General features: G+C 23.4%; 21 protein-coding genes, 3 tRNA genes and 1 pseudogene. 10 read left to right on the top strand and 15 right to left on the bottom strand.

What is annotated here, in order from left to right; genetic code table 11:
• Positions 1–3 precede the first annotated feature (3 nt).
• Positions 4–1,002: an aspartate-semialdehyde dehydrogenase gene (gene asd, locus H0H35_RS01545; protein WP_185882717.1), complete on the bottom strand. Its 999-nt coding sequence runs from the start codon at positions 1,000–1,002 to the stop codon at positions 4–6.
• 116 nt (positions 1,003–1,118) lie between these two features.
• Here asd and gmk point away from each other — a divergent pair.
• Positions 1,119–1,643 (top strand): annotated as a pseudogene (gene gmk / locus H0H35_RS01550) (guanylate kinase); the annotation flags it as partial.
• A gap of 37 nt (positions 1,644–1,680) precedes the next feature.
• On the opposite strand, the gene H0H35_RS01555 reads toward gmk, so the two are convergent.
• The 3 genes from H0H35_RS01555 to H0H35_RS01565 all read right to left on the bottom strand — a co-directional run bounded on the left by H0H35_RS01555 (position 1,681) and on the right by H0H35_RS01565 (position 2,275).
• Positions 1,681–1,755 (bottom strand) — tRNA-Pro (locus H0H35_RS01555).
• Positions 1,756–1,766: 11 nt separating this feature from the next.
• Positions 1,767–1,840 (bottom strand) — tRNA-Asn (locus H0H35_RS01560).
• A gap of 6 nt (positions 1,841–1,846) precedes the next feature.
• A complete protein-coding gene (locus tag H0H35_RS01565) occupies positions 1,847–2,275 on the bottom strand; it encodes an RpiB/LacA/LacB family sugar-phosphate isomerase (protein ID WP_317167187.1) in 429 nt (142 codons plus the stop codon).
• Between the two features lie 140 nt (positions 2,276–2,415).
• Here H0H35_RS01565 and H0H35_RS01570 point away from each other — a divergent pair, with 140 nt between their 5' ends.
• From H0H35_RS01570 to H0H35_RS01590, 5 genes are all read left to right on the top strand, one after another.
• Entirely contained in the window at positions 2,416–3,621 is a 1,206-nt protein-coding gene (locus tag H0H35_RS01570; protein ID WP_185882718.1) for a phosphoglycerate kinase, read from the top strand.
• A 37-nt stretch (positions 3,622–3,658) separates the two neighbouring features.
• Positions 3,659–4,276 carry a superoxide dismutase gene (locus tag H0H35_RS01575; RefSeq protein WP_185882719.1) on the top strand — a complete coding sequence of 206 codons (618 nt, stop codon included), beginning with the start codon at positions 3,659–3,661 and terminating at the stop codon, positions 4,274–4,276.
• A 2-nt stretch (positions 4,277–4,278) separates the two neighbouring features.
• Positions 4,279–4,626 carry a dihydroneopterin aldolase gene (gene folB / locus H0H35_RS01580; protein ID WP_185882720.1) on the top strand — a complete coding sequence of 116 codons (348 nt, stop codon included), beginning with the start codon at positions 4,279–4,281 and terminating at the stop codon, positions 4,624–4,626.
• 11 nt (positions 4,627–4,637) lie between these two features.
• A tRNA-Cys gene (locus tag H0H35_RS01585) sits at positions 4,638–4,708 on the top strand.
• A 91-nt stretch (positions 4,709–4,799) separates the two neighbouring features.
• Positions 4,800–5,543: a uroporphyrinogen-III synthase gene (locus tag H0H35_RS01590; protein ID WP_185882721.1), complete on the top strand. Its 744-nt coding sequence runs from the start codon at positions 4,800–4,802 to the stop codon at positions 5,541–5,543.
• A gap of 48 nt (positions 5,544–5,591) precedes the next feature.
• Here H0H35_RS01590 and glmS read toward each other — a convergent pair whose 3' ends face one another.
• Both glmS and H0H35_RS01600 read right to left on the bottom strand, forming a co-directional pair.
• A complete protein-coding gene (glmS, locus tag H0H35_RS01595) occupies positions 5,592–7,448 on the bottom strand; it encodes a glutamine--fructose-6-phosphate transaminase (isomerizing) (protein WP_185882722.1) in 1,857 nt (618 codons plus the stop codon).
• A 35-nt stretch (positions 7,449–7,483) separates the two neighbouring features.
• Positions 7,484–8,284 (bottom strand): glycogen/starch synthase, encoded by an 801-nt coding sequence (locus H0H35_RS01600; RefSeq protein WP_185882723.1) that lies wholly within the window; start codon positions 8,282–8,284, stop codon positions 7,484–7,486.
• 177 nt (positions 8,285–8,461) lie between these two features.
• Here H0H35_RS01600 and rnr point away from each other — a divergent pair, with 177 nt between their 5' ends.
• Complete coding sequence (rnr, locus tag H0H35_RS01605) at positions 8,462–10,426, top strand: ribonuclease R (protein WP_185882724.1); 1,965 nt, start codon at positions 8,462–8,464, stop codon at positions 10,424–10,426.
• A gap of 8 nt (positions 10,427–10,434) precedes the next feature.
• On the opposite strand, the gene coaD is transcribed toward rnr, so the two are convergent.
• Positions 10,435–10,911, bottom strand: a complete 477-nt coding sequence (gene coaD, locus H0H35_RS01610) for a pantetheine-phosphate adenylyltransferase (protein WP_185882725.1) — start codon at positions 10,909–10,911, stop codon at positions 10,435–10,437.
• Between the two features lie 448 nt (positions 10,912–11,359).
• Here coaD and H0H35_RS01615 point away from each other — a divergent pair, with 448 nt between their 5' ends.
• Positions 11,360–11,737 (top strand): hypothetical protein, encoded by a 378-nt coding sequence (locus H0H35_RS01615; RefSeq protein ID WP_185882726.1) that lies wholly within the window; start codon positions 11,360–11,362, stop codon positions 11,735–11,737.
• A 158-nt stretch (positions 11,738–11,895) separates the two neighbouring features.
• Positions 11,896–14,304, top strand: coding sequence for a transglycosylase domain-containing protein (locus H0H35_RS01620; RefSeq protein WP_185882727.1), 2,409 nt, complete (start codon positions 11,896–11,898; stop codon positions 14,302–14,304).
• 534 nt (positions 14,305–14,838) lie between these two features.
• On the opposite strand, the gene H0H35_RS01625 is transcribed toward H0H35_RS01620, so the two are convergent.
• From H0H35_RS01625 to H0H35_RS01635, 3 genes are all read right to left on the bottom strand, one after another.
• Positions 14,839–15,921: a flavodoxin domain-containing protein gene (locus tag H0H35_RS01625; RefSeq protein ID WP_185882728.1), complete on the bottom strand. Its 1,083-nt coding sequence runs from the start codon at positions 15,919–15,921 to the stop codon at positions 14,839–14,841.
• A gap of 137 nt (positions 15,922–16,058) precedes the next feature.
• Positions 16,059–16,967 (bottom strand): cysteine synthase A, encoded by a 909-nt coding sequence (gene cysK / locus H0H35_RS01630; protein WP_185883189.1) that lies wholly within the window; start codon positions 16,965–16,967, stop codon positions 16,059–16,061.
• A 12-nt stretch (positions 16,968–16,979) separates the two neighbouring features.
• Positions 16,980–17,813, bottom strand: a complete 834-nt coding sequence (locus H0H35_RS01635; protein ID WP_185882729.1) for a serine O-acetyltransferase — start codon at positions 17,811–17,813, stop codon at positions 16,980–16,982.
• A 412-nt stretch (positions 17,814–18,225) separates the two neighbouring features.
• Between H0H35_RS01635 and H0H35_RS01640 the strand changes: the two genes are divergently transcribed.
• On the top strand, positions 18,226–19,452 hold the full coding sequence (locus tag H0H35_RS01640; RefSeq protein ID WP_185882730.1) for an NADP-dependent isocitrate dehydrogenase: 1,227 nt from the start codon (positions 18,226–18,228) through the stop codon (positions 19,450–19,452).
• On the opposite strand, the gene H0H35_RS01645 is transcribed toward H0H35_RS01640, so the two are convergent.
• From H0H35_RS01645 to menB, 5 genes are read right to left on the bottom strand one after another with little or no spacing between them, the layout of a single operon-like run.
• Positions 19,449–20,477, bottom strand: coding sequence for an AMP-binding protein (locus tag H0H35_RS01645; protein ID WP_185882731.1), 1,029 nt, complete (start codon positions 20,475–20,477; stop codon positions 19,449–19,451). The genes H0H35_RS01640 and H0H35_RS01645 overlap by 4 nt on opposite strands.
• Positions 20,468–21,565, bottom strand: a complete 1,098-nt coding sequence (locus H0H35_RS01650) for an enolase C-terminal domain-like protein (RefSeq protein ID WP_185882732.1) — start codon at positions 21,563–21,565, stop codon at positions 20,468–20,470. Before H0H35_RS01650 ends, H0H35_RS01645 begins: the two co-directional genes overlap by 10 nt.
• A gap of 1 nt (position 21,566) precedes the next feature.
• Positions 21,567–22,262, bottom strand: a complete 696-nt coding sequence (locus H0H35_RS01655; protein ID WP_185882733.1) for a metal-dependent hydrolase — start codon at positions 22,260–22,262, stop codon at positions 21,567–21,569.
• 16 nt (positions 22,263–22,278) lie between these two features.
• Positions 22,279–23,196 carry a 1,4-dihydroxy-2-naphthoate octaprenyltransferase gene (gene menA / locus H0H35_RS01660; protein ID WP_185882734.1) on the bottom strand — a complete coding sequence of 306 codons (918 nt, stop codon included), beginning with the start codon at positions 23,194–23,196 and terminating at the stop codon, positions 22,279–22,281.
• The gene (gene menB / locus H0H35_RS01665) at positions 23,193–24,017 is read right to left on the bottom strand and encodes a 1,4-dihydroxy-2-naphthoyl-CoA synthase (RefSeq protein WP_185882735.1); all 825 of its coding nucleotides are present in this window, start codon (positions 24,015–24,017) and stop codon (positions 23,193–23,195) included. Before menB ends, menA begins: the two co-directional genes overlap by 4 nt.
• Positions 24,018–24,096: the final 79 nt, after the last annotated feature.

Genomic DNA, 24,096 nt, shown 5'->3' on the forward strand with positions numbered 1-24,096 from the left:
ATATTAAACATAATTTTTTTTCAGTATATATTCGGCTATTTGAATTGCATTTGTTGCAGCACCTTTTCTCAAATTATCTGCAACAATCCAAAGATTGATTGAATTTGGATGAGAAAAATCTTTACGTATTCTTCCTACAAAAATTTCATCTTTTCCATGAGCATATAATGGCATAGGATAAATATTTTTGGATGGATTATCTTGAACTATCACTCCTTTTGTTTTTGATAAAATTTCACGAATACAATGAATATCTGGATTTTGATTAAATGTAATATTTACACTTTCTGAATGGCCTCCTATAACTGGAACTCTTACTGAAGTAGCCGTTATTAATATATTTTCATCATTCATTATTTTTTTTGTCTCCTTTATTAATTTGATTTCTTCTATAGAATAACCATTTTTTGTAAAATCATCGCAATGAGGTAAAATATTTTGATAAATAGGATATGGATATATTTGATGGATATGCGATACCATTTTATTATTTTTTTCTTTATTTAATTGATTTAAAGCTTTTTTTCCAGTTCCTGTTACTGATTGATAAGTTGATATTATAACTCTTTTTATGTGGTATTTTACATGTAAAGGATATAAAATCATTACTAATTGTATAGTGGAACAATTTGGATTAGCGATAATTTTATCTTTCTTTTCTAAAAAATAAGAATTTATTTCAGGTACAATTAATTTTTTATTTGGATCCATTCTCCAAGCAGAAGAATTATCTATAACAGTAGAACCAATTTTAGCAAATTCAGGAGCCCATTTTTTTGATATTTCTGATCCAGAAGAAAATAAAACAATATTAGGTTTTTTTGACAATAAATGTGTTATACTAATAACTTTGTAAGCTTGATTTATACAAAATAATCTCTTTCCCAAAGATTTTTGAGATGCAGATACATACATTTTTTTAAATGGAAATTTGTATTTTTCAAGAACGCTTAACATAACACGTCCCACCATTCCAGTAACTCCTACTATTCCTAACACCATAATAAATACATTATAAAATATTCAGAAATTCAAAAATATTTAAAAAAAATCATTTTTTATAAAAATAATAAGCAAATTTAAATAATTAATTATTAATAATAATGGAGAAAAAAAAAATGATCATTTTATCAGGTCCATCCGGTTCAGGTAAAACAACTATATCAAAAGAATTATTATCTAATATACCTAAATTAGATTTATCTATCTCATGTACTACTCGTAGAATGAGAAATAATGAACAAGATAAGAAAGACTATTATTTTATTTCTGAAAAACAATTTTTATCAAAAATCAACAAAAATCAATTTGTAGAATGGGAAGAAGTTTATAAAAATTTATATTATGGAACTTTAAAAAGTGAAATATATAGAATATGGAATAACAACCGACATATATTATTTGATATTGATGTAAAAGGAAGTATAAATATTAAAAAAAAATATCCTAATAAATCTCTTTCTATTTTTATAATGATACAATCATTAAATATATTGAAATATAGGCTTATAAACAGAAATACTGAAAATTTTCATAAAATTAAAATACGTTTAAAACGAGCAAAAAAAGAAAATAATCTATCTTGTTTATTTGATTTTATTTTACCAAATATTAATTGGTATGATACAAAAAAAAAAGTCGTCAATATAGTTAAAAATTTTTTATCAAAAAAAAATGATATCGGGGTGACTGGATTTGAACCAGCGACCGCACGCCCCCCAGACGTGAACTCTAACCAATCTGAGCTACACCCCGATTAAGAAAAACTCCTCAGGCTGGATTCGAACCAGCGACATCCTGATTAACAGTCAGGTGCTCTAACCAACTGAGCTACTGAGGATTATATTTATATTTTATTTATTCTTTTTAAATGCCGACCACCTTTAAAAGGTGTTTTCAAAAAAATGTCAACAAGTACAAGCAATTGATTTTCATTTACAAAACGGGAAGGAATGCTCATAATATTTGCATTATTATGTCTTTTTGCTAAAAAAGCAATTTTTTCATTCCAAACTAAAGCTGCACGTACATTTTTATATTTGTTTGCAGTCATAGCTGCTCCATTACCACTCCCACATAAAACAATTCCAATATAAGCTTTCCCTTTATCAACATATTTAGAAGTTGGATGAATAAAATCTGGATAATCAACAGCTTTCTCTTCATGATATGATCCAAAATCTTTAACTCCATATCCTTTTTGTTTGAGAAAATTATTGATTAAATATTTATATTTCACTCCAGTGTGATCTGATCCTGTAGCTATAACTATCATTTATCATTATATTTTATTTTTCATAATTATAAAGAAATCCTACATCCTAATATGTAAAAATACAAAAAAGGACAAAAATAAAAAATTTTAAAAATAATTAAAATCTTAACTTTATTATATGAAATATTATATACTAAACAATGATGAATGAAATAAAAAATATTAATTGTTTTAATTTTACGAATAAAAGAGTTTTACTTCGAGTAGATTATAATGTTCCTATAAATAATGGTCATATAACAGATGACACAAGAATTCAACGTAGTATTCCTACTATACAAAAAATATTATCCAAAAAAGGAAAAATTATTTTAATTTCTCATTTTGGAAGACATAAAGATTATCAAAATAAAAATTTATCCTTAAAATTTTTAGTTCCTATTTTATCAAAAATATTAAAAATTTCTATCAAATTTTGTGAAAACTGTATAGGAAGCCATGTAATTAAAAAAATTGATCAGTTAAAAAATGGTGAAATATTATTATTAGAAAATTTACGTCTTTATAAAGAAGAAGAAATGGAGGATCCAAAGTTTTCTTTTTATTTATCAAAATATGGAGATATTTACATAAATGATGCTTTTAGTGTTTGTCATCGATTTCATTCATCCATAACTGTTCTTCCAAAATTTTTCAACGAAAAAAAATGTATGGGTATTCTTTTAGAACAAGAAATAAAAAATTTGAATCTATTCTTATCAGAAAAAAGTGTTAAACCTATAACAATTATATTAGGAGGTGCAAAATTATCTTCCAAAATAGAAACTATTAAAAATATCATTAATTTTGCCGATCATATTTTATTAGGAGGAGCAATGTCTTTTCCTTTTATAAAGAAAAAGGGAGGAAAAATAGGAAATTCCTATATAAATAATTACATTTTAATTGAACATTTAATTGAAAATATAATTTGCCATTCTAAAATAGAAAATAAATTGTCATTACCATTAGATAGTATTATAGCTAATTCATTTCATAATAATGCTAAAACTAAGATTGTTTCTACTTATTCTATTCCAAATGGCTGGCAAGGTCTAGATATTGGTCCTAATTCTATTAAAAATTTTTGTAATATTATTCAAAAGTCTAAAACTATTTTATGGAATGGTCCTATGGGAGTTTTTGAATTTCCAAGTTTTTCATTAGGTACTACATCTATTGCAAAAGGAATAGCAAAATCAACAAAAAATGGATCTTTTTCTTTGGTAGGAGGAGGAGAATCACTCTCTGCATTAAAAATAGAAAAATGTGAAAAAAACATTAGTTATTTATCCACAGGAGGAGGTGCTATGTTGGAATATTTAAAAAACAAAAATCTACCTGGAATAATTGCTTTAAAAGTATAAACAATTTTTTTAATTATATTTGTTATAAAAATTAGTTATGTCTTTTAAAAAATCCGATTTATTATATTCATATGAAGATCTCGAACCTTTTATTGATCGAGATACTATGAATATACATTATAACAAACATCATACTTCTTACACAGACAATTTAAATCAATATATATCAGGTACAGATATGGAAAATTTATCTATTGAAGAAATTCTTCGAAGGTCACATATTGAAAATCCTTCTGTACGAAATAATAGTGGAGGATTTTTTAATCATAATTTTTTTTGGAAAATATTAATACCACATTCAAAATTTTCAAATCCAAGTATATATTGGAATAATATTTTAAAAAATAATTTCAATTCTTTTAACTTGTTTAAAGAACAATTTACTAATGCTGCTATGAGTATTTTTGGATCTGGATGGACTTGGTTATGTGTAAAAGATAAAAAATTATGTATTTGTACTACACCTAATCAAGATAATCCCATTATGTATAAATCTGGATGCGAAGGAAATCCTATATTAGGATTAGATTTATGGGAACATGCCTATTATCTTAAATATCAAAATAAACGTTTAGATTATATATCTTCATTTTGGAAAATTATTAACTGGAAAAATGTTGAAAAAAATTATCAACAAGCTATAGGGTATTTATAATAATGGGAAAGATTATATTAAAAAATATAGAATTATTTGGATTTCATGGACCTATTCCAGAAGAAAAAAAAATTGGATGTAAATATACCGTTAATCTTGAAATTGATTTAGATTTACAAACAGCATCTATTAAAGATGATTTAAATCAAACTGTGAATTATGTTATTTTATTTCAAATTATTAAAGAAGAAATGAAAATTAGATCTAATTTAATAGAAACTGTAGCTAAAAGAATTATAAAAAAAATTCAAAAAATCAAAAAAATAAAACATATAAAAATTAGGTTATGTAAAATTAATCCACCTATATGTGGAGTTATTAAAAAATTTTGTGTCGAATTAAATGAATAATTTTTTTTTCAGGCACCGTGGCCGAATGGTTAGGCAAAGGTCTGCAAAACCTTTTATAGCGGTTCGATTCCGCTCAGTGCCTTATAATTATTTTTTTATTACAATTATATCATAAAATATCTAAAAATTATTTAGATTTGTAAAAATATAAAAAATTTGATGTTTTAAAAAAAATGAAAATAAATAATATTCTTATTTCACAATCAGTGAATGGAGGTTTTTATTCTCCATATTTAGAAATTAGTAAAAGACAAAATATAAAAATTGATTTTCGATCTTTTATAGATATTATTGGTGCAAATCCAATTGATGTTAGAAAACAAAAAATAAATTTTGCTAATTTTAGTGTTGTGATATTTATAAGTAAAAAATCAGTTGATCATTACTTTCGATTAGCAAATGCTATGCGTTTTAAAGTTCCTATTTCTATGAAATATATTTGTCAAACAAAAACAATAGCTTATTATTTACAAAAATATATCATTTATAGAAAAAGGAAAATTTATATAGGGGATAAAAATTTCATTGATCTATTACCTTATATAAATAAAAATGAAAAGGAAAAATTTCTTTTACCTTCTTCAGACATTTTAAGCCAAAATATTCTAAATCAACTTAACAAGTTAAATATTTTTTGGAAAAGAGCTATTTTATATAAAATAGCTTATAGCGATTTATCAGATTTAAAAAATGTATGTTATGATATTTTAGTTTTTTTTAATCCATCAGAAATAAAATCGTTATTTGATAATTTTCCAAATTTTGATCAAAATAATACTAAAATAGCTACATTTGGTAAAAATACTTTAGATGAAGCATATAAATCTGGATTAAAAATAGATATTAAAGTTCCTACACCGGAATTGCCTTCTATGTCTATGGCATTAGATAAATATATTAAGAATCATATAAAATAAACAATATTGTTATAAAAAATAAATAATATATAACGAATATAAATGGAATTACTCTACTGTTACGGATTTAGCTAAATTTCTCGGTTGATCAATATTTTTTTTACGTAAAAATGCTATTTGGTATGCTAATAGTTGTAATGGAATTACTGTTAGTAAAGGACTAAAAATATCACATATATTCGGAATATTTATTACATGATCGGCTATCATGTCAATTTGACAATCATTTTGATTAGCTATAGCTATAACTATTCCTTTTCTTGCCTTTATTTCTTGTATATTACCCATTATCTTTTCATAGAAATCATTTTTTGTTGCTAGGACAACTACTGGCATTTTTTCATCAATTAAAGCTATAGGGCCATGTTTCATTTCAGCTGCTGGATATCCTTCTGCATGAATATAAGATATTTCTTTCAGTTTTAATGCACCTTCTAGTGCTACTGGAAAATGAATTCCTCTCCCTAAATAAAGAAAATTATTATAATTATAATATAAATTGGATACTTTTTGTAAAGTAGTATTCAATTCTAGTGTACGATTAATTTTTTCAGAAATTGAATCTAATTCTTTATATAAAAATTGAGAAAAACTTTTATTTACAGTAGATCGATATTTTCCTAATTTTATAGCTAATAATATCAAAATTATTATTTGTGCAGTAAATGATTTGGTTGAAGCTACACCTATTTCAGGACCAGCATGAGTGTAAACTCCTGCATCAACATATCTTGCAATGGAAGATCCAACAACATTACAAATTCCAAAAACAAAAGCTCCTTTTTTTTTTGCTAATTTTAAAGCTGATAAAGTATCAGCTGTTTCTCCAGACTGAGAAATAACAATGATAATATCTTTAGGATTTATAATTGGATCTTTATATATAAATTCTGATGCATATTCCACTTCCACAGGGATATGATCTAATTTTTCAATTAAATATTCCCCTATTAAACTAGCATGCCATGAAGTTCCACATGCTATAATCGTAATAGATTTTGTTTTTGTAAAAATTTCTTTATTAGAATCTACTCCATTAATATATATAATTTCATTAGATATAAATAACCTACTCTTTAATGTATCTAAAATAATTTTGGGTTGTTCATATATTTCTTTTAACATGAAATACTTATACTTTCCTTTTTCAATTTCTTTTAGATTAATTTTTAATTTTTTTATAATGGGACTTATTTTAAGATTATTAACTATTTTTCGTAAATCTAATTTTTTATTCTTTTTTAGAATTACCATTTCTCCATCTTGTAAATAAAGAACGTTTTTAGTATAATTTAAAAAAGAAATTGGATCGGATGCAATAAAAAATTCTTTTTCATTATATCCTATTCCTATAGAAATAGGACTACCTAATTTAGCAAGTATAACTGTTTCCGGATTTGATTTTTCTATTATAGCAATAGAATAAGTTCCTATTACTTCATTTAATGAAATACGGACAGCTTCTTCTAAAGAAGATTTGTTTTCTATTTTTAAATATTCTATTAAGTTAACAAGTACTTCTGTATCTGTTTCACTTTTAAAAAAGAATCCATTTTTTAATAAAAAAATTTTGATTGCATGATGATTTTCTATAATACCATTATGAATCATAATAAGTTCATTAGAATTAGACACATGAGGATGTGCATTAACATTATTTGGTAATCCATGCGTAGCCCATCTAGTATGACCCAGTCCAATAGATCCTTTTAAATTCATTTTTTTAGAAAATATCGTTTTTTCTAAATCAGATACTTTTCCTATTGTTTTGCATAAATTATATTCATTATTATGAAATAATGCAATTCCAGAACTATCATATCCTCTATATTCTAATTTCTTTAATCCATTAATAAGAATATGATAAGCTTTTCTATAACCTAAATAACCAATTATACCACACATTTGAAATGATAAAATTATTTATTTAATTTTATTCATTAATTTTTTGATAAAATTTTTTGATAAACGTTTTCTATTTTTTCATATGAAAAATATTTTGATACTAATGATTTGTTTATTTCTATAAATTTTTCTACTTCTTTAGGTATAATGATATCTCCTTTTATGATTGCATCAGAAAAATATAAACAAATCTTCATTAGGTTCAAATAATCTGGATTTTTTAATAATGTCAATTTTTTAGATTTAATTCCATCTAGTTGTATTTTTTTTATAACATTGAGATCAAGTACTCCTATAAAAGGATTATTATCAATCGATACTACTATTTTAACATTTTGATAAATAGGATCTATTTGATATATCTCCTTGATATATAAAGGTATAAAACAACTAATCCATCCATATATGTGAATAATATCAGGTTTCCAATTGAGTTTTTTTACCGTTTCCAAAACTCCCTTTGCAAAGAATATAGCTCTTTCATCATTATCACTAAAAAAATTTCCATTAATATCATAATAAATATATTTTCTTGTAAAATATTCTTCATTATCTATGAAATAAACTTGTAATCGAGCATCAGGAATAGATGCTACTTTTATTAATAAAGGTTGATCTATTTCATTTATAACTAAATTAACACCTGATAAACGAATTACTTCATGCAATTGATGTCTTCTCTCATTTATTACTCCAAAACGAGGCATAAATATACGAACATCATTCCCTGTTGATTGCATAAATTTAGCAGTTTTTAAAACTGATAAAGATATAGGGCTCTCTGAAGAAAAAGGAAATAAATCCGAAGAAACATATAATATGCGTTTACCTGTCATCTTAGAGTTTAATTTTTTTGTTTTTATATAAAAGATAAAAAATGGATCGGTACAAATATAACAATTTTATACATTACGTATTTTATAAAGTAAAAAATAGTAAGTGATTTTTTTCTAATATAAAATCTTGTAGATTGTATAAATAAAAATCCGTATGTAGAAATACTTATTTTTATCATGAAAATAAAAAATAAAAACAATAAATTTTTTATCGGGATCATTAATATAACTAATTTTGGATATGCTTTTGTGAATATCCAAGAATTTCAAAAAGATATTTTTATTCCAAAACATAAAATTCATCATTCTTTAGAAGGAGATTTAGTAAAAATAAAAATTCAGAAAAATATTAATGAAAAAATCAAAGGAGAAGTTGTTCAAATAATTAAAAGAAATAAAACAAAATTTATTGGAATTTTAAAACATAATAATAACAATTATTGGAAAGTAATTGTGAAAAATTATAATTATCTAAATATATTAATTCCCATAGAAAAATTGCAAAATTACAGTTATAATGAAAAAGTTTTAGTAGAAATTATATCATGGCCAAAAAAATTCAAAAATCCTTTAGGAAGAATTATCAAAAAATTTGGAATTTCTGGAGAATATAATACAGAATTTTTTTCCTTATTAGAAGAATATCACATTTCTTGTCAATTTTCTAAACAATCTGAAAATGAAACAAAAAAAATTCTTGTAAATGAATTGACAGACTTTCATCAGAATGCTCAATCAAGAAGAGATATGAGAAAAACAAATACTATCACTATAGATCCTATAGATGCAAAAGATTTTGATGATGCATTATCCATTAAAAAATTAAAATCAAACGAATGGGAAATAGGTGTACATATTTCTGATGTATCCCATTATATTCGAGAAGGAAGTTATTTAGATAAAGAAGCCTATTCACGTGCTACTTCTATTTATGTTGTAGGAAAAGTTATACCTATGCTTCCTAAAGCATTATCCAATAATTTATGTTCTTTACAACCAAAAAAAGATAGATTTTGCTTTTCATTTATTTTTAATATAAATGAAAAGGGTGACATAATAAAAATGTGGTTTGGGAAAACACTTATACGATCTAATCATCGGTTTTCATACGATGAAGTCCAAGAAATTATAGATCAAAAAAAAGGAATTTTTTATTCGGAAATATGTAGGCTATTTTATTTTTCTAAAATATTTCAAAAAAAAAGACTCAAAAATGGATCCATTTATTTAGATAGAAATGAAGTAAAATTTTTTTTAGATGAAAAAAAAAATCCAATAAAAGTTTCTTGTGCAAAAAATAATAATGCTCATCATTTAATAGAAGAATTCATGATATTAACTAATCAAAAAGTATCAGAATTTGTTCATAAAATAAAAAGTCAACATAATCAAGATAAATTCGTTTATATATATAGAATTCATGAAAAACCTGATTTAGAAAAAATTTTATTTTTAAAAAAAGTAATAAAACCTCTAGGTTATTTTTTAGATTTGAATAATATAAAAAGTTCAATCAATCATCTATTAATGAAAATAAAAGGAAAATATGAAAAAAATATGATTGAAAACTTAATACTTCGTTCTATGAGCAAAGCGAAATATTCTACAAACAATATAGGTCATTATGGTTTGTCTTTTGTACATTATACTCATTTTACATCTCCAATAAGAAGATATTCAGATATTATTGCTCATCGTTTACTATATCATTTGTTATTGAAAATTAACAATATGAAACAAAATGAAAAAACATTGAAATTAAAATCAGTGGATTATTATGAAAAACAATCTATACATTGTAGTGATAAAGAACGTTTGTCTATTGACATAGAAAGGGAATTTTTAAAATATATACAAGTAAAATATTTTTGTAAATTTTTGGGAAAAGAGTTTATTGGTATAATTACAGGATTTACTAAATGGAGTGTTTATGTTGATTTATTATCGTTTCAAACAGAAAGTATGATAAAATTTTCTGATATAAAAGAAGATAAGTATATTTTAAATACAGATAATTGTAGTATAATAGGAAAAATCAAAAAACGTATTTATTATCTTGGTGATCAAATTAAAGTAAAACTTTTGGATTCGGATTTAGAAAAAAAACAAATTATTTTAGATTGGATTGGAAAATATGAGTAATTTTGATTTTAAATTCTTACGGATTGAGGTACAAATACTGTGTAATTTCCTCCTTTTTTCATAACATCTCTTACCATAGAAGATCTAATGAAAAAATTATCATAAGAAGAAAAAATACAAATAGTTTCTATTTTAGAATTTTTATTTAATTTTTTATTAAAAAAAAACATTTCTTTCTCAAATTCGAAATCTAAATGATTTCGAATTCCTCTTAACAAAAATTTTACTTTTTTTTTTATGCAAAAAGAAATAGTTAATCCATTAAATGAATCTACTTCTATTTTTGAACATTTGTTTAAAAATGTTTTGTATATCCAAATTTTTCTTTTTTCAATTGAAAACATACTTTTCTTTTTACTATTATCTCCAATGGCTATAATGATTTTATCAAATAATCGTAAAGCGCTAAAAACAATATCACAATGACCTAAGGTAATTGGATCAAAAGATCCGGGAAATACTGCTATTTTGTGATTATTATTCATTTTATTACTATATATATGATTATATTCAAAAATGAAATTGAATATATCTAATGATTTGAAAAAATAAAATTAATAAAAAAATTTATTTTTGTTATCAAATTGATCAATATGATAAAAAAAATTATGTTTCCATTATTTTCGTAATACTTTTTTTTCAAAAAAAACATAATTCAAAAAAATGTTTTATTCACAATATATATATAGTTAGATATAATATTAATATAGGATAATTCACATTACTGAAAACATGAAAAAAATTACAAGTAAAAATCAATATAGTGATTGATACTCTATAAAAATAATATCAAAAAAATATAAAAATAAGGATATTATTTATTGTAAATAATTTTCAATAAATAAAAAATTGAAATATATTCTGTGAATATTGGTTATTTTGAATATTATAAATGTGAAACAAAAACTGTTCTTTATTAATACATATAAAAATATGATGGATTTTCAAAAAATGATAAAAATATTAGAATCTTTATTTAAAATACGAAAAATAGAATACAAAAAAAAATATGCCAAAATCAAGGAAATAGATACTTATGTTTGTGAACAAAATGATTTTATTTTTGTAAAAAATTTGAACATTTTTTTATTAAATACATCAAAAAATAAAAAATTACCGATAAATAATTTACAAATTATTTTACCATATGGTAAATGTAAATATGATGTTGATTTCGAATTGAATCATTATTTATCATATATTCAAAATTCTGCAATAAACAATCAAAAAATATATAAAAAAAAATGGATGAAAATTGTTCTTTTTAAAAGAAAAACATTTTTTTTTTATATCCTACCTCCTCTTCCTTAGTTCAGGAACTAATTTAAAAAAGTTCTAAATTTCTCCTTTATTTATAAACATCATCATAATTTAAGAAGGATACAGAACTAAACTTTTATAAGTTTCATAACTATTTTTACAATCACGTTATATATGAATACCTAATTTTATAACATAAAATTATATACGTGTATCATACAAATGAAAAAAACATATATTTATTCAAAATCATTGTTTCTTTTTGGTTTTTATTTTTTTCAAGTATCGGATCTTTTTTTATCATCATATTTATTGCATATCAAGGATATTTAGGAGATTTACCTAGTACTGAAGAAATAGAAAATCCTTTTATGGAAAAAGGATCAAAAGTTTATGATATTAATGGCATTTTACTTGGAAAATTTTTTTCCGAAAATCGAATTTTAGTTAATTATAAACAATTACCAACCAATCTCGTAAACGCTCTTTTAGCAAAAGAAGATATTCGCTTTAAAATTCATTCTGGAATTGATGCTAAATCTATACTTCGAGCTCTATTTTCTTTTGGTAAAAAAGGAGGAGGAAGTACCATATCTCAACAATTAGCAAAACTTCTTTTTACAGGACATTCTGCAAGAAATAAATTGTATAGAATACATCAAAAAATTTTAGAATGGGTGATGGCAGTTGAATTAGAAAAACATTATACAAAAGAAGAAATTATTGCAATGTATTACAATAAATTTGATTTTTTATATAATGCAAAAGGAATAGAAAAAGCATCACATACTTATTTTAATAAAAAAGTTTCTGAACTCAATTTAGGAGAATGTGCAACATTAGTTGGAATGTTAGAAAATCCTTCATTATATAATCCTAAAAGTCATCCAAATAGAGCTATAAAACAAAGAAATTTGGTGTTATTTCAAATGAAAAAATATCATTTTTTAAATAAAAATAAATATAAAAAAGAGTTAAAAAAACCAATGAAAATAAATTTTAAAATACAAAAAAAAGATTTTGAACTTCTTACTTATTATGGAGAATTTCTTAAAAAAGAAACTCAAAAATTTGTAAATGAATATGAAGAACAAACTGGAAAAAGATTAAATCTTGATTCTGGAGGTTTAAAAATATATACATCTATCGATTCAAGAATGCAAGATTATGCAGAACAATCAGTAAAAAAACATCTAAATAAATTACAAAATTTATTTAATAAATCGAAAAAAAATAATAAAAATTATCCATTTTTAAATATTTCTCATGAAAAAATAGAAAGAATCATGATATCAGCAATGCATAGAACATCATTGTATCATAAATTAAAACAAAATGGTTTGTCAGAAGAAAAAATTATAGATGAATTTAAAAAACCAAAATTAATGGAATTATTTACTTGGAATGGAAATAAAAAAGTATGGATATCTTTATGGGATTTAATTCGATATCGAAAAGGCATTATTCAAGCTGGGTTACTTTCCATAGAAGCATCAACTGGTTTTATAAAAGCATGGGTAGGGGGAGTTGATTTTAATCATTTTCAATATGATCATGTAGCACAAACAAAACGCCAAGTTGGTTCGATTTTTAAACCTATTTTATACGCTACAGCTATAAATCAATTAAATTATAATCCATGTACAAAAATTTCTAATGAAAAATTTCAATTAGGAAATTGGAGTCCTAGAAATTCCAATGGAAAATATGGAGGTCTTCTTACATTAAGAGATGGATTAGCTTTATCTGTCAATACTATTTCAGCACGAATTATTGCAGAATTAACTCCAATACCAGTTATTGAATTAGCAAAAAAAATGGGGATAGAATCGAAAATACCAGAAAATCCATCTATAGCACTTGGATCATCTGATCTAACATTATATGAAATAACAGGAGCTTTTAATACATTTACTAATTATGGTTTTTACATCAAACCAAGTATTATCATTAAAATAGAAGATAAAAATGGAAATTTAATTAAAAACAATGTGAATTGCATAGAAGAAAATAAGAAACAAGTTTTTAATAATCGAACTGCTCATATCATGTTAAATTTAATGAAAGGAGTTATTGAATATGGGACTGCTAGAAGATTAAAAACATATTATAATATGAAAGGTGATATTATAGGGAAAACTGGAACAACAAACGAAAATTCAGATGGATGGTTTATAGGAATGATTCCAAATTTAACAACAGGAGTTTGGGTCGGGTGGGAAGATCGATATTGTCATTTTAACAATATACAAATTGGTCAAGGAGCTAATACAGCATTACCTATATGGGCTTATTTTATAAAACATTTATATCAAGACATAAATCTTATGTATCACGATCAAATGTTCTTTCAAAAATTAAGAAATGGTGAATTTTATTGGAATCAATGTGAAAAAAAATATAATACAAAAAATTATATCAAAAATAGAACAATCAATACAAATAAAATTGAAAATAACGAAGAAAATTTAAATGAAAAGAATAACGAAGAAAATTTAAATGAAAAGAATAACGAAGAAAATTTAAATGAAAAGAATAACGAAGAAAATTTAAATGAAAAGAATAACGAAGAAAATTTAAATGGAAAGAATAATGAAGAAAATTTAGAGAAATCATGAAAAAAATACTCATTATATATGGCCATTATTTTTTGATTTCATATAACATATATGCAATGAAATGTATTTTTTCCATTATTTCATGATCTTTATTTATTTTCTATTAATACATGTTATTGTTTTTATTTTCTAATGTTTACATATATCGAATAAAAAACATGAATAAAAATTTTCTACACCAAATCCAATCATAGATATTAATTTTATATTATTTTTTTTCAAAGAAATGTGGATTTATTTGAAAACTTTTTGATTACATTTTACCTAAAAAAGAAAATGACAATACAAAAAAATGATACAATTTCATTTTATTCAAAATAATTCATAACCTATTGATTGAATCAATACTTATTATATAAATATTTTATATATAAATCATTTCATCAAAGTATTTAATATGGAAAATTATATAGAAGTATCTTAATACGTATAAGAATATATAAATTGTTTCGTAAAAAAATGATTTATTTCAAATAAACAATGTATGAATTTTTCATAATTCATAATACAAATGATATCATCATACTTATTATTTTAATACACATTCTGTATCAATTTTTTCTCTTTTTTCATTTGTTCAACAAAAGATTGACCATTAAAATGACCAACACATTCAATGACACGAATAATCATATTTTCAACATCTATACTCATAGGATTTTTTCTACCACATATATATATATATGCTCCTTCTTGAATCCAAATGAAAAAATCTTTACGATTATCCCATATTTTATTTTGTATATATATTTTTTCTTCTTGATCTCTTGAAAAAGAAAGATCTAACTTATAAATAATTTTTTCATGTTTCCATTTTTTAATTTCATCTTTATATAAAAAATCAACATGATAATTACGAAATCCAAAAAAAAGCCAATACTTTCCAGTCAAATTTTGATTCATTCTTTCATATAAAAGAGATCGAAAAGGAGCTATTCCTGTTCCAGTACCAATAAGAATTATATTGTTATTGGATTTTGGAAATCGAAATCTTTGATTATTGTGAATAAAAAAATATAATTTATCTCCTTTTTTTAACTTGGATAAAAACGTAGAACAATGTCCATATGTTTTTTTTCCATTGAACATAATAGGATAATGAGATACAGTTATATGTATTTCATTGATATGTATTTTCATAGAAGATGATATAGAATATAATCTAGGCTTGATAGGTTCCATTATTTTGAATAAATCTTCTAATCCAAATTGAGAAATATTAATAGGATATTTTTTTAATAAATTGAACATATCCCAACTTTTTTCTAAATCGAATGAATTTTCCGCTTTACTTAATAAAAATGAATATTTTTTCAAAAATTTTTTAGATAAAAAATATATATTGAATTTTTTTTTCAAAAGATGAGTAATTTCATTTTTTTTGTGATGGATTAACAAATCTTGTTTGGAAAAAATATTGATGATATTATTCACTTTGGAGTCTTCATTTTCAGGATAAATCCCAACAGAATCTCCCGGAGAATAATCTAATGGATTGTTTTTATTAAATACATTGATTTCAATATGATGAATATTTTTTAATAAATCATTATTTGCATTTTTTTTGATATTATTTAGGATTCTATTTTTAGAAATTATTCCTAAAATTCTTTTCATAAAATTTCTCTATTATTTTTTTTTATAAATTTTCTAAAAAAATTTTCAATAGATTACTTCATCTATATAATTTCATATTTTTATTTTGATCTATAAAACAATTAAATCGTTTTTTTTATGACAAATTTTGTTATATATTAAAATAGACCATCGACTGATAAATATCGTTCTCCAGTATCATAATTTATAGTTAAAATTGTCGAATCTTTTGAAAAATTTTGTAAATTTTTATTTATAGCAGATAAAGAAGCACCTGTAGATATTCCAGATAGTATTCCTTCTTTTCTTGCCATTTTTCTGACAAATAGAAAAGCATCTTTTTTAGAAACTAAAAAAGTTCCATTTAATAATTTTATATCTAAAATAGATGGAATAAATCCAGCTCCTAATCCTTGTAAAGAATGCGAATTCGCTTTCCCTCCAAATAAAACTGGCGATTCTTCTGGTTCTACAGAATAAATTTTCATATATGGAAATTTTTTTTTCAAAATTTTTCCTATACCAGTTATATGACCACCAGTTCCTACTCCTGTAATAAAATAATCAATTCCATTAGGAAAAGAATTGATTATTTCCATACCAGTAATTTTTTCATGTATAGATGGATTCGATAAATTATCGAATTGTTTAGGCATCCAAGAATTAGGAATAGTCTTGAGTAATTCTTCTGATTTTTTAATCGCTCCTTTCATACCTTCTTCTCTTGGAGTTAAAATAAATTTTGCTCCAAAAACTGAAAATAATTTTCTTCTTTCCTTACTCATAGATTCAGGCATTACTAATATTAGTTTATACCCCTTAATTGAAGAAACTATAGATAACCCTATACCTGTATTTCCAGAAGTAGGTTCTATAATAACATCTCCTTTTTTAATAATATTTTTTTTTTCTGCATCTTCTATCATAGATAAAGCTATTCGATCTTTTATACTTCCACCCGGATTATTTTTTTCTAATTTTATCCATACTTTATGATAGGGATACATCCGTTTCAGGCGGACATGTGGTGTGTTTCCAATTGTTTGTAAAATATTATCTACTTTCATCATTTTTTTTTATCATATTATAAAATTGATGGAACTAGGAATGGAAGGTTTATTTTTCATTGCTATTTCATTTTTTTGATATACCACAGAAAATGGTGGAACACTTCTTGTTATCCAAACATTTCCACCAATAATACTGTCATGACCTATGACTGTATTTCCTCCTAAAATTGTTGCTCCAGAATAAATGGTTACTTTATTTTCTATAGTAGGATGACGTTTTTTATTAAATAGTTTTTTATCTACATAAATAGCACCAAGAGTAACACCCTGATATATTTTGACTTCATCCCCTATAATTGTACTAGATCCGATAACAACTCCAGTTCCATGATCTATTGAAAAAGATGTTCCAATGATTGCAGAAGCATGAATGTCCACTCCAGTTTTACTATGAGCATATTCTGTAATCAATCTTGGGATAATTGGAACTTGTTGATTCCATAATTGATGTGCTAATCTATATAAAGCCGTAGCAAAAAAACCTGGATAGGAAAAAAATATTTCGTATATTGAAGTAGCTGCTGGATCCGATTTTAATATGGCATCTGCATCTATTAACAACATGTCATAAATATTGGGGATATCTATCAAAAAATTTTTCAAAATTTCTTTTGAAAAATTTTTTGATAAGTTCATATTAATCAAAATCAGATATAGATCATTTTTTATCCTATCATATTTTTTTTGAAAAAGAATTTTATTTTTCAACAAATTTTCAGAAGGAGTAAATAAGATATAAAATAATTCTTCTAAAAAACACTCTAATTTCTTTTTATCAATGGTAAGAAATTGATTTTTTTCTTTTCTTTCAGAAACAATTTTTTGAAATATTAAATCACTCATCTTTTTTTTATTCATTTAGTATGTTAATCCTAATTAATTTCATATACTAAATTAATGTATATTATCAAGGTTATATTATATACACTATTTTAGTTCTAATTTAATAAAAACAATCAAAAAATAAAATTTATATTTTTTTGAATCATTATTTATTGTTTCACTAATTAACAAACATATTCAAATAATAGTTAAAATGAGTAAATAAACATATCATTCATTATGATAAAATTTATTTATCTCATGAAAAAATAAGAAAATTAAAAAATGTTTGAAAAAAGAACGAAGTAATATTTTTTTATTCTATTGAACAAAACAAAAAATATAAAATATTAATTGATATGATGCATTCAAATATAAAAATTCTTTTTTGTATTATTATACAAATAAATATAAATTTTTAATTAATTAAATTATGAAAATAATCAAAGTCAAGAATCCTATAGTGGAAATGGATGGAGATGAAATGGCTAGAATTATTTGGAAATATATTAAAGAATATTTTATATATCCATATTTAGATATCAAAATCATGTATTTTGATCTAGGAATAGAAAATAGAAATAAAACGGAAGATAAAGTAACTGTCCATGCAGCTAACTATATTAAAAAATATAATGTAGGAATAAAATGCGCAACAATCACTCCTGATCAAAAAAGAATGAAAGAATTCAACTTAAAAAAAAAATGGAATTCTCCAAATGGAACTATTCGAAATATGATTGGAGGTACAATTTTTAGAGAACCAATTTTGGTAAGTAATATTCATAAATTTGTTCCTGGATGGATTAACCCTATATGTATAGCAAGACATGCTTATGCAGATCAATATAAAGCAGTTGACTTTTTGGTTAAAGAAAAGGGTGATTTATATATTTCTTTTTTTCCTGAAAATCAAAAAAATCCTAAAAAAAGTTATAAAATACACCATTTTACAGGACCTGGAATCGCAATGGGTATGTATAATACAGTACATTCTATATATGGATTTGCTCGTTCTTGTTTTAATTATGCTTTATCTAAAAAATATCCTCTTTTTCTTTCCACAAAAAATACCATTTTAAAATCATATGATGAAAAATATAAAAATATTTTTCACGATTTGTATAAAAATGAATTCCAAAAAAAATTTAACGATATGGGAATTATTTATGAACATCGTTTAATAGATGATATGATAGCAAAAACTATAAAATCTAACGGAGGATTTATATGGGCTTGTAAAAACTATGATGGAGATGTTTTTTCTGATTGTATTGCTCAAGGATTTGGTTCATTAGGAATGATGACTTCTATTTTGATATCCGAAGATGGAAAAACATTAAAATCAGAAGCAGCACATGGAACTATAACAAGACATTTCCGTTTATATCAAAAAGGTATTCATACGTCAACAAATCCAATTGCTTCTATATTCTCATGGACACGTGGATTAAAACATCGTGCTTTTTTAGATAAAAATAAAGAATTAAATCATTTTTCTGAAAAATTAGAAAAAGATTGCATTCAATTTCTAGAAAGAGGAAATTTAACTAAAGATCTTTATATTATAGCTAATAAAACAAATAACAAACATAAAAACAAAATTCTAGATACTAAAACATTTCTGAAAAAATTAAGAATTTTTTTTGAAAAAAATTAATTTATTTGATTTATTATTTTCTTAACAATTTTTATTTTTTGAATTTTTCCAAGTTCATTTTCTATAAAATGAGGTACAAAAACAATTTTTTTAGGATAAAAAAATTGTTTTTCCCCTATAAAAATTGATTTGGGAATTTTTAATGAAAAAGGAAAGCTTTCTATCACTAATATTAATTTTTCTCCTAAAACATGATCTGGAATGGAGGATAAAAAAAATCTTTTATTATTTGGAATAAAAAATTTTAAATCTTTTTCTACTATTTCAGGAATAATTTTAACTCCTCCACTATTAATAATTCCATCATATCTACCAATCCATATAAACATATTCTTCGATACTAATTGTACGATATCGTTTGTAATAAATAATTTATTATTAGAAAGAAATCTAATTTTTAAACAATTTTTTTGATCTATATCTACAGATATATCATTAAATGGTTGATAAAATAATGTTTTATTCCATCCATTTACTTTTCTTATAGCTATATGACCAGATGTCTCAGTCATTCCATAAGTTGCATAACAATCTGTTGTTCTAATAGATTCTAATCTTTTTTCTAAATCCTTATTAATAGGAGCTCCTCCTATTAAAAGAATTTTTACATATTGAAGTTTTTTTATACTATAAAATACTTGCATTGGTGTCATAGAAACAATATCAAAATAATTTTTAATATGTACCATAGGATTCGATGATGGAGGAACAAAAAAAACTTTCCATTTAAAAATCATAGCACGAATTAAAAACATTTTTGCTCCTATAGAATTTATAGGTAAACATAGTAAACCTGTAACTTTTTTTCGATTTAACTTTAAAAATTCTACGGTTTTTAATGCTCTTTCATACATATATTTTTTTCTTAGAAATATCATTTTAGAACTACCTGTAGTTCCAGAAGTAAAAGAAACAATCTTTGGATTCATACTATACCAATCCTTAATAAAGGAATGAATTTTTTTTTTCCAATAAGAGTCAAAATGATTTCGAAAAATATGATTATAAGTAAAATCTATCCACATTGTTCCATTTTTTTATATAAATCCTCTATTTTACATTGAAAAGATGAATGATACCGAACTAAACCTTTCTTAATTCTTAAAAAAGAACGAAAATTATTGGTATATACACAATGAGTATTCAATCCATGATACATTTGTTTTCCCTTATTATATTTCTTTTCCATTATAAATGTCCACTGTGCTATAGCGTTCATACCGATATTGCTTTCTAGAGATGAACTAATATACCACTTTATATTTCTTTCACATGCTTCTTTGATCCATTCCTCAGATCCAAAGAATCCATTATTCATACTAGGTTTTAAAATAATATAATCCGGGTTAATATAATCTAATAATCTTCTTTTATTTTCTATATTTTTAATTTTTATCAATTCTTCATCTAATGCTATAGATATTTTCGATTTTTTACAAATATGATGCATATCGTTCCAATAACTTGGAGGAATAGGTTGTTCTAACAAAACAACAATATTTATATCATATAATTTTTCTATAAACAAAATTGCTTCTTTTCTATTTCTAAAACATCCATTTGCATCTATATGTATTCTTAACAAAGGATATCGATCTTGAAGTTTTTTTAAAATGAAATATTGTTCATTGAACAATTCTTTACTCATTTTTATTTTTAAATAAAGAAATCCTTTATCAATCTTATCCTCAATTTTTTGAATTATTTTTTGCTTTTTCCATGTATTTATCCATATAACATCATTTATAAACATACTTTTTGTTCCTTTTGTAAAATCAGAATGATATAAAATGGGATATTTCTCTTTCAAACTTAAAAAAACTTGTTCTAATCCAAAAAATAAGGAAGAATATGAAATATATTTACGATAATGATATATATCATATTTTTTTATATATGATATTTTACTTATAACATTTTTTAATTCATTTTTAAATCTATATAAAAAATTAGGACATTTTTCTTCCAATAATGGATTACATTCTCCAATACCTATGTTGTTATTAGTGAATAATATAATAAAAAAAATTATATTCTTTTTAAAAGAATAATTAGAATTAGAAACTTCTTTTTTAAAGACAAGTTTTTTTTTTCGTATTGAAAAATTTAACATATCAAATATGTACAGAATGACCTATGTTCAATATTATTAATTCTTTTCCTTTTTGATAAAAACTTTTTATTGCATTTTTTTCATCTATTTGAATACTATCAAAAGTATTATAATGAACTCCTATAATTTTTTCACAATGTAAAAAATCAGATGCAATAATTGCTTCTTCAACATCCATCGTAAATCGACCACCTATTGGAAGAATAGAATATTTTAATTTACCAAAAGTTGGTATGATTTTCATATCATACATAAGAGATGTATCTCCGGATACATATATATTTCCTTCATCTGTGTGTAATAAAAAACCACCTGGATTTCCTCCATATATTCCATTAACAAATGAACTTGAATGAAGAGCCCATACATATTTTAATTTTCCAAATGGAAAAGAAATAAAAGATCCATAATTGACTCCATATGTTTTAATTCCTTTTTTTTCAAAAAAATTGGAAATTTCATAATTAGAAATTACCAAAGAATTCGGATATATTTTGTGAAATAATTCAACGTCACACACATGATCATAATGAGCATGAGTGACTAATATATAATCAATAGGTTCTACTATATATTTTTTCCAAGAAAATTGTTTTTTACAAAAAAAAGGATTTTCTGATAAAAATGGATCTACCAATATATTTTTTTCATGTACTTTTAAAATAAAAGTACTATGAGAAAGAAATGTAAATTTCATTATTTAATATTTTGATTTATAAACAAATACTTGTAGTCAATCCTACACTATATAAAAAAGATATGAAAATTAATTTTTTCAATTCTGAAATCAATATATTTTTTTCTTCTATAAAAAGGATATTTTTCATATGAAATATGAAAAATAGAAAAATACATAAAATGAATATCCATTCATAAATATTTTTATTATTAAAATATAAAAATATCAATCCTAACAAATTGGAAACTAATAATATTCCTACATGATATAATTTTGCATATTTGATTCCTATAAAAACAGGAATTGTTTTTTTTCCATTTTTATAATCCATATCTATGTCTCTCATATTATTCAAATTTAAAACAGCAACATTTAAAAGACCAATAGATAGTGATAGGATAAACATATCAATTTTAGGAAAAATATTAGTATATAAAAAAAAACTTCCTAATACAGAAAAAAAACCAAAAAAAACTAATACAAATAAATCACCTAACCCCATACGTCCATATGATTGTTCTCCTATAGAATATCCTATAGAGCTATATATACAAGAAAATAATCCAACTAAGTAAATAAAAAAAATGATTTTTTCTTTTGGAAAAAAATTTCTATATATTAATATCAATCCAAAACAAAAAGATAATATAGAAAATAAATAAATAGCTCGTTTCATTTTCATCAAAGAGATCAATCCCCGTTGAACTGCCTTTTTTTGATTTAAATCTTCTTTCAAATATCTCTCCAATATACTATCACCATAATCATTTGATAAATTAGATAAAACTTGAAGTGATAAACAAGTAAATACACATAAAATATATGTTACAGTACAATGGTATATATTGATATTATATTTATTGATAGATAAAAAATAACTAGAAGTTACACCAGAAATAGAAAGGGGTAAAGTATGAATACGAATAGCATAAATCCAATGATTAATATTCATAAAAATTTTTGAAATTTTTTAAAGTTTGGTTCTCTTTTTTCTAAAAATGCTTTTTTACCCTCTTCAGATTCTTTCATTAAATAAAACATTAAAGTCGCATCTCCTGCTAATTGCATCAATCCATGTTGTCCATCTAACTCTGCATTTAAACAACGTTTTATCATCCTTATAGCCATTGGGCTTTTTTTTTGTATAATTTTACACCATTCAATGGTTTTTTTTTCTAAATCTTTTTGTGATACTACTTTATTAATCAAACCCATGTCAAAAGCTTCTTTTGCTGTATATTTTTTGCATAAAAACCACATTTCTCTAGCTTTTTTTTGTCCAATATGTCTAGCTAAATAAGAACTTCCAAATCCTCCATCAAAAGATCCTACTTTTGGACCAGTTTGACTAAAAATAGCATTATCGGATGCAATAGTGAGATCACATACAACATGTAAAACATTTCCACCTCCTACTGCAAAACCATTTACCATAGCAATAACAGCTTTGGGCATTTCTCTAATTTTCTTGTAAAAATCTAAAATATTCATTCTTGTTTTCCCATCTTCTCCTATATAGCCTCCTAAACTTCTAGTCGTTTGATCTCCACCTGAACAAAAAGATTGTTTTCCATTTCCTGTAATAATTAATACATCTATATCATTTCTTTCATAACATATATTGATAGCATCAATCATTTCCTGTACAGTTTCTACTCGGAAAGCATTTAGACACCATGGTCTATTAATCTCAATTTTAGAAATTCCTTTCCAAAAAAGAAAAGAAATGTCTTTATATTTTTTAATTATATGCCAATTTATTGTAAAATTCATAAAAAATTACATTTTTCATTTTATAAAAAAATATATATGTCAAATATATTTTAATGATTTACATTGATAATCATCAATA

The sequence above is a fragment of the Blattabacterium cuenoti genome, assembly GCF_014252435.1.
In the GTDB taxonomy this organism is placed as follows: Bacteria; Bacteroidota; Bacteroidia; order Flavobacteriales; family Blattabacteriaceae; genus Blattabacterium; species Blattabacterium cuenoti_X.

Excerpts from the sequence above, each read along its gene's own strand:
- glmS (WP_185882722.1), bottom strand. The coding sequence starts at position 7,448 with ATGTGTGGTATAATTGGTTATTTAGGTTATAGAAAAGCTTATCATATT.
- H0H35_RS01655 (WP_185882733.1), bottom strand. The coding sequence starts at position 22,262 with ATGAAATTTACATTTCTTTCTCATAGTACTTTTATTTTAAAAGTACAT.
- H0H35_RS01640 (WP_185882730.1), top strand. The coding sequence starts at position 18,226 with ATGAAAATAATCAAAGTCAAGAATCCTATAGTGGAAATGGATGGAGAT.
- H0H35_RS01575 (WP_185882719.1), top strand. The coding sequence starts at position 3,659 with ATGTCTTTTAAAAAATCCGATTTATTATATTCATATGAAGATCTCGAA.
- menB (WP_185882735.1), bottom strand. The coding sequence starts at position 24,017 with ATGAATTTTACAATAAATTGGCATATAATTAAAAAATATAAAGACATT.
- H0H35_RS01590 (WP_185882721.1), top strand. The coding sequence starts at position 4,800 with ATGAAAATAAATAATATTCTTATTTCACAATCAGTGAATGGAGGTTTT.
- cysK (WP_185883189.1), bottom strand. The coding sequence starts at position 16,967 with ATGAAAGTAGATAATATTTTACAAACAATTGGAAACACACCACATGTC.
- H0H35_RS01635 (WP_185882729.1), bottom strand. The coding sequence starts at position 17,813 with ATGAGTGATTTAATATTTCAAAAAATTGTTTCTGAAAGAAAAGAAAAA.
- menA (WP_185882734.1), bottom strand. The coding sequence starts at position 23,196 with ATGAATATTAATCATTGGATTTATGCTATTCGTATTCATACTTTACCC.
- H0H35_RS01615 (WP_185882726.1), top strand. The coding sequence starts at position 11,360 with ATGATGGATTTTCAAAAAATGATAAAAATATTAGAATCTTTATTTAAA.
- coaD (WP_185882725.1), bottom strand. The coding sequence starts at position 10,911 with ATGAATAATAATCACAAAATAGCAGTATTTCCCGGATCTTTTGATCCA.
- H0H35_RS01600 (WP_185882723.1), bottom strand. The coding sequence starts at position 8,284 with ATGACAGGTAAACGCATATTATATGTTTCTTCGGATTTATTTCCTTTT.
- asd (WP_185882717.1), bottom strand. The coding sequence starts at position 1,002 with ATGGTGTTAGGAATAGTAGGAGTTACTGGAATGGTGGGACGTGTTATG.
- rnr (WP_185882724.1), top strand. The coding sequence starts at position 8,462 with ATGAAAATAAAAAATAAAAACAATAAATTTTTTATCGGGATCATTAAT.
- H0H35_RS01570 (WP_185882718.1), top strand. The coding sequence starts at position 2,416 with ATGATGAATGAAATAAAAAATATTAATTGTTTTAATTTTACGAATAAA.
- H0H35_RS01625 (WP_185882728.1), bottom strand. The coding sequence starts at position 15,921 with ATGAAAAGAATTTTAGGAATAATTTCTAAAAATAGAATCCTAAATAAT.
- folB (WP_185882720.1), top strand. The coding sequence starts at position 4,279 with ATGGGAAAGATTATATTAAAAAATATAGAATTATTTGGATTTCATGGA.
- H0H35_RS01645 (WP_185882731.1), bottom strand. The coding sequence starts at position 20,477 with ATGTGGATAGATTTTACTTATAATCATATTTTTCGAAATCATTTTGAC.
- H0H35_RS01565 (WP_317167187.1), bottom strand. The coding sequence starts at position 2,275 with ATGATAGTTATAGCTACAGGATCAGATCACACTGGAGTGAAATATAAA.
- H0H35_RS01650 (WP_185882732.1), bottom strand. The coding sequence starts at position 21,565 with ATGTTAAATTTTTCAATACGAAAAAAAAAACTTGTCTTTAAAAAAGAA.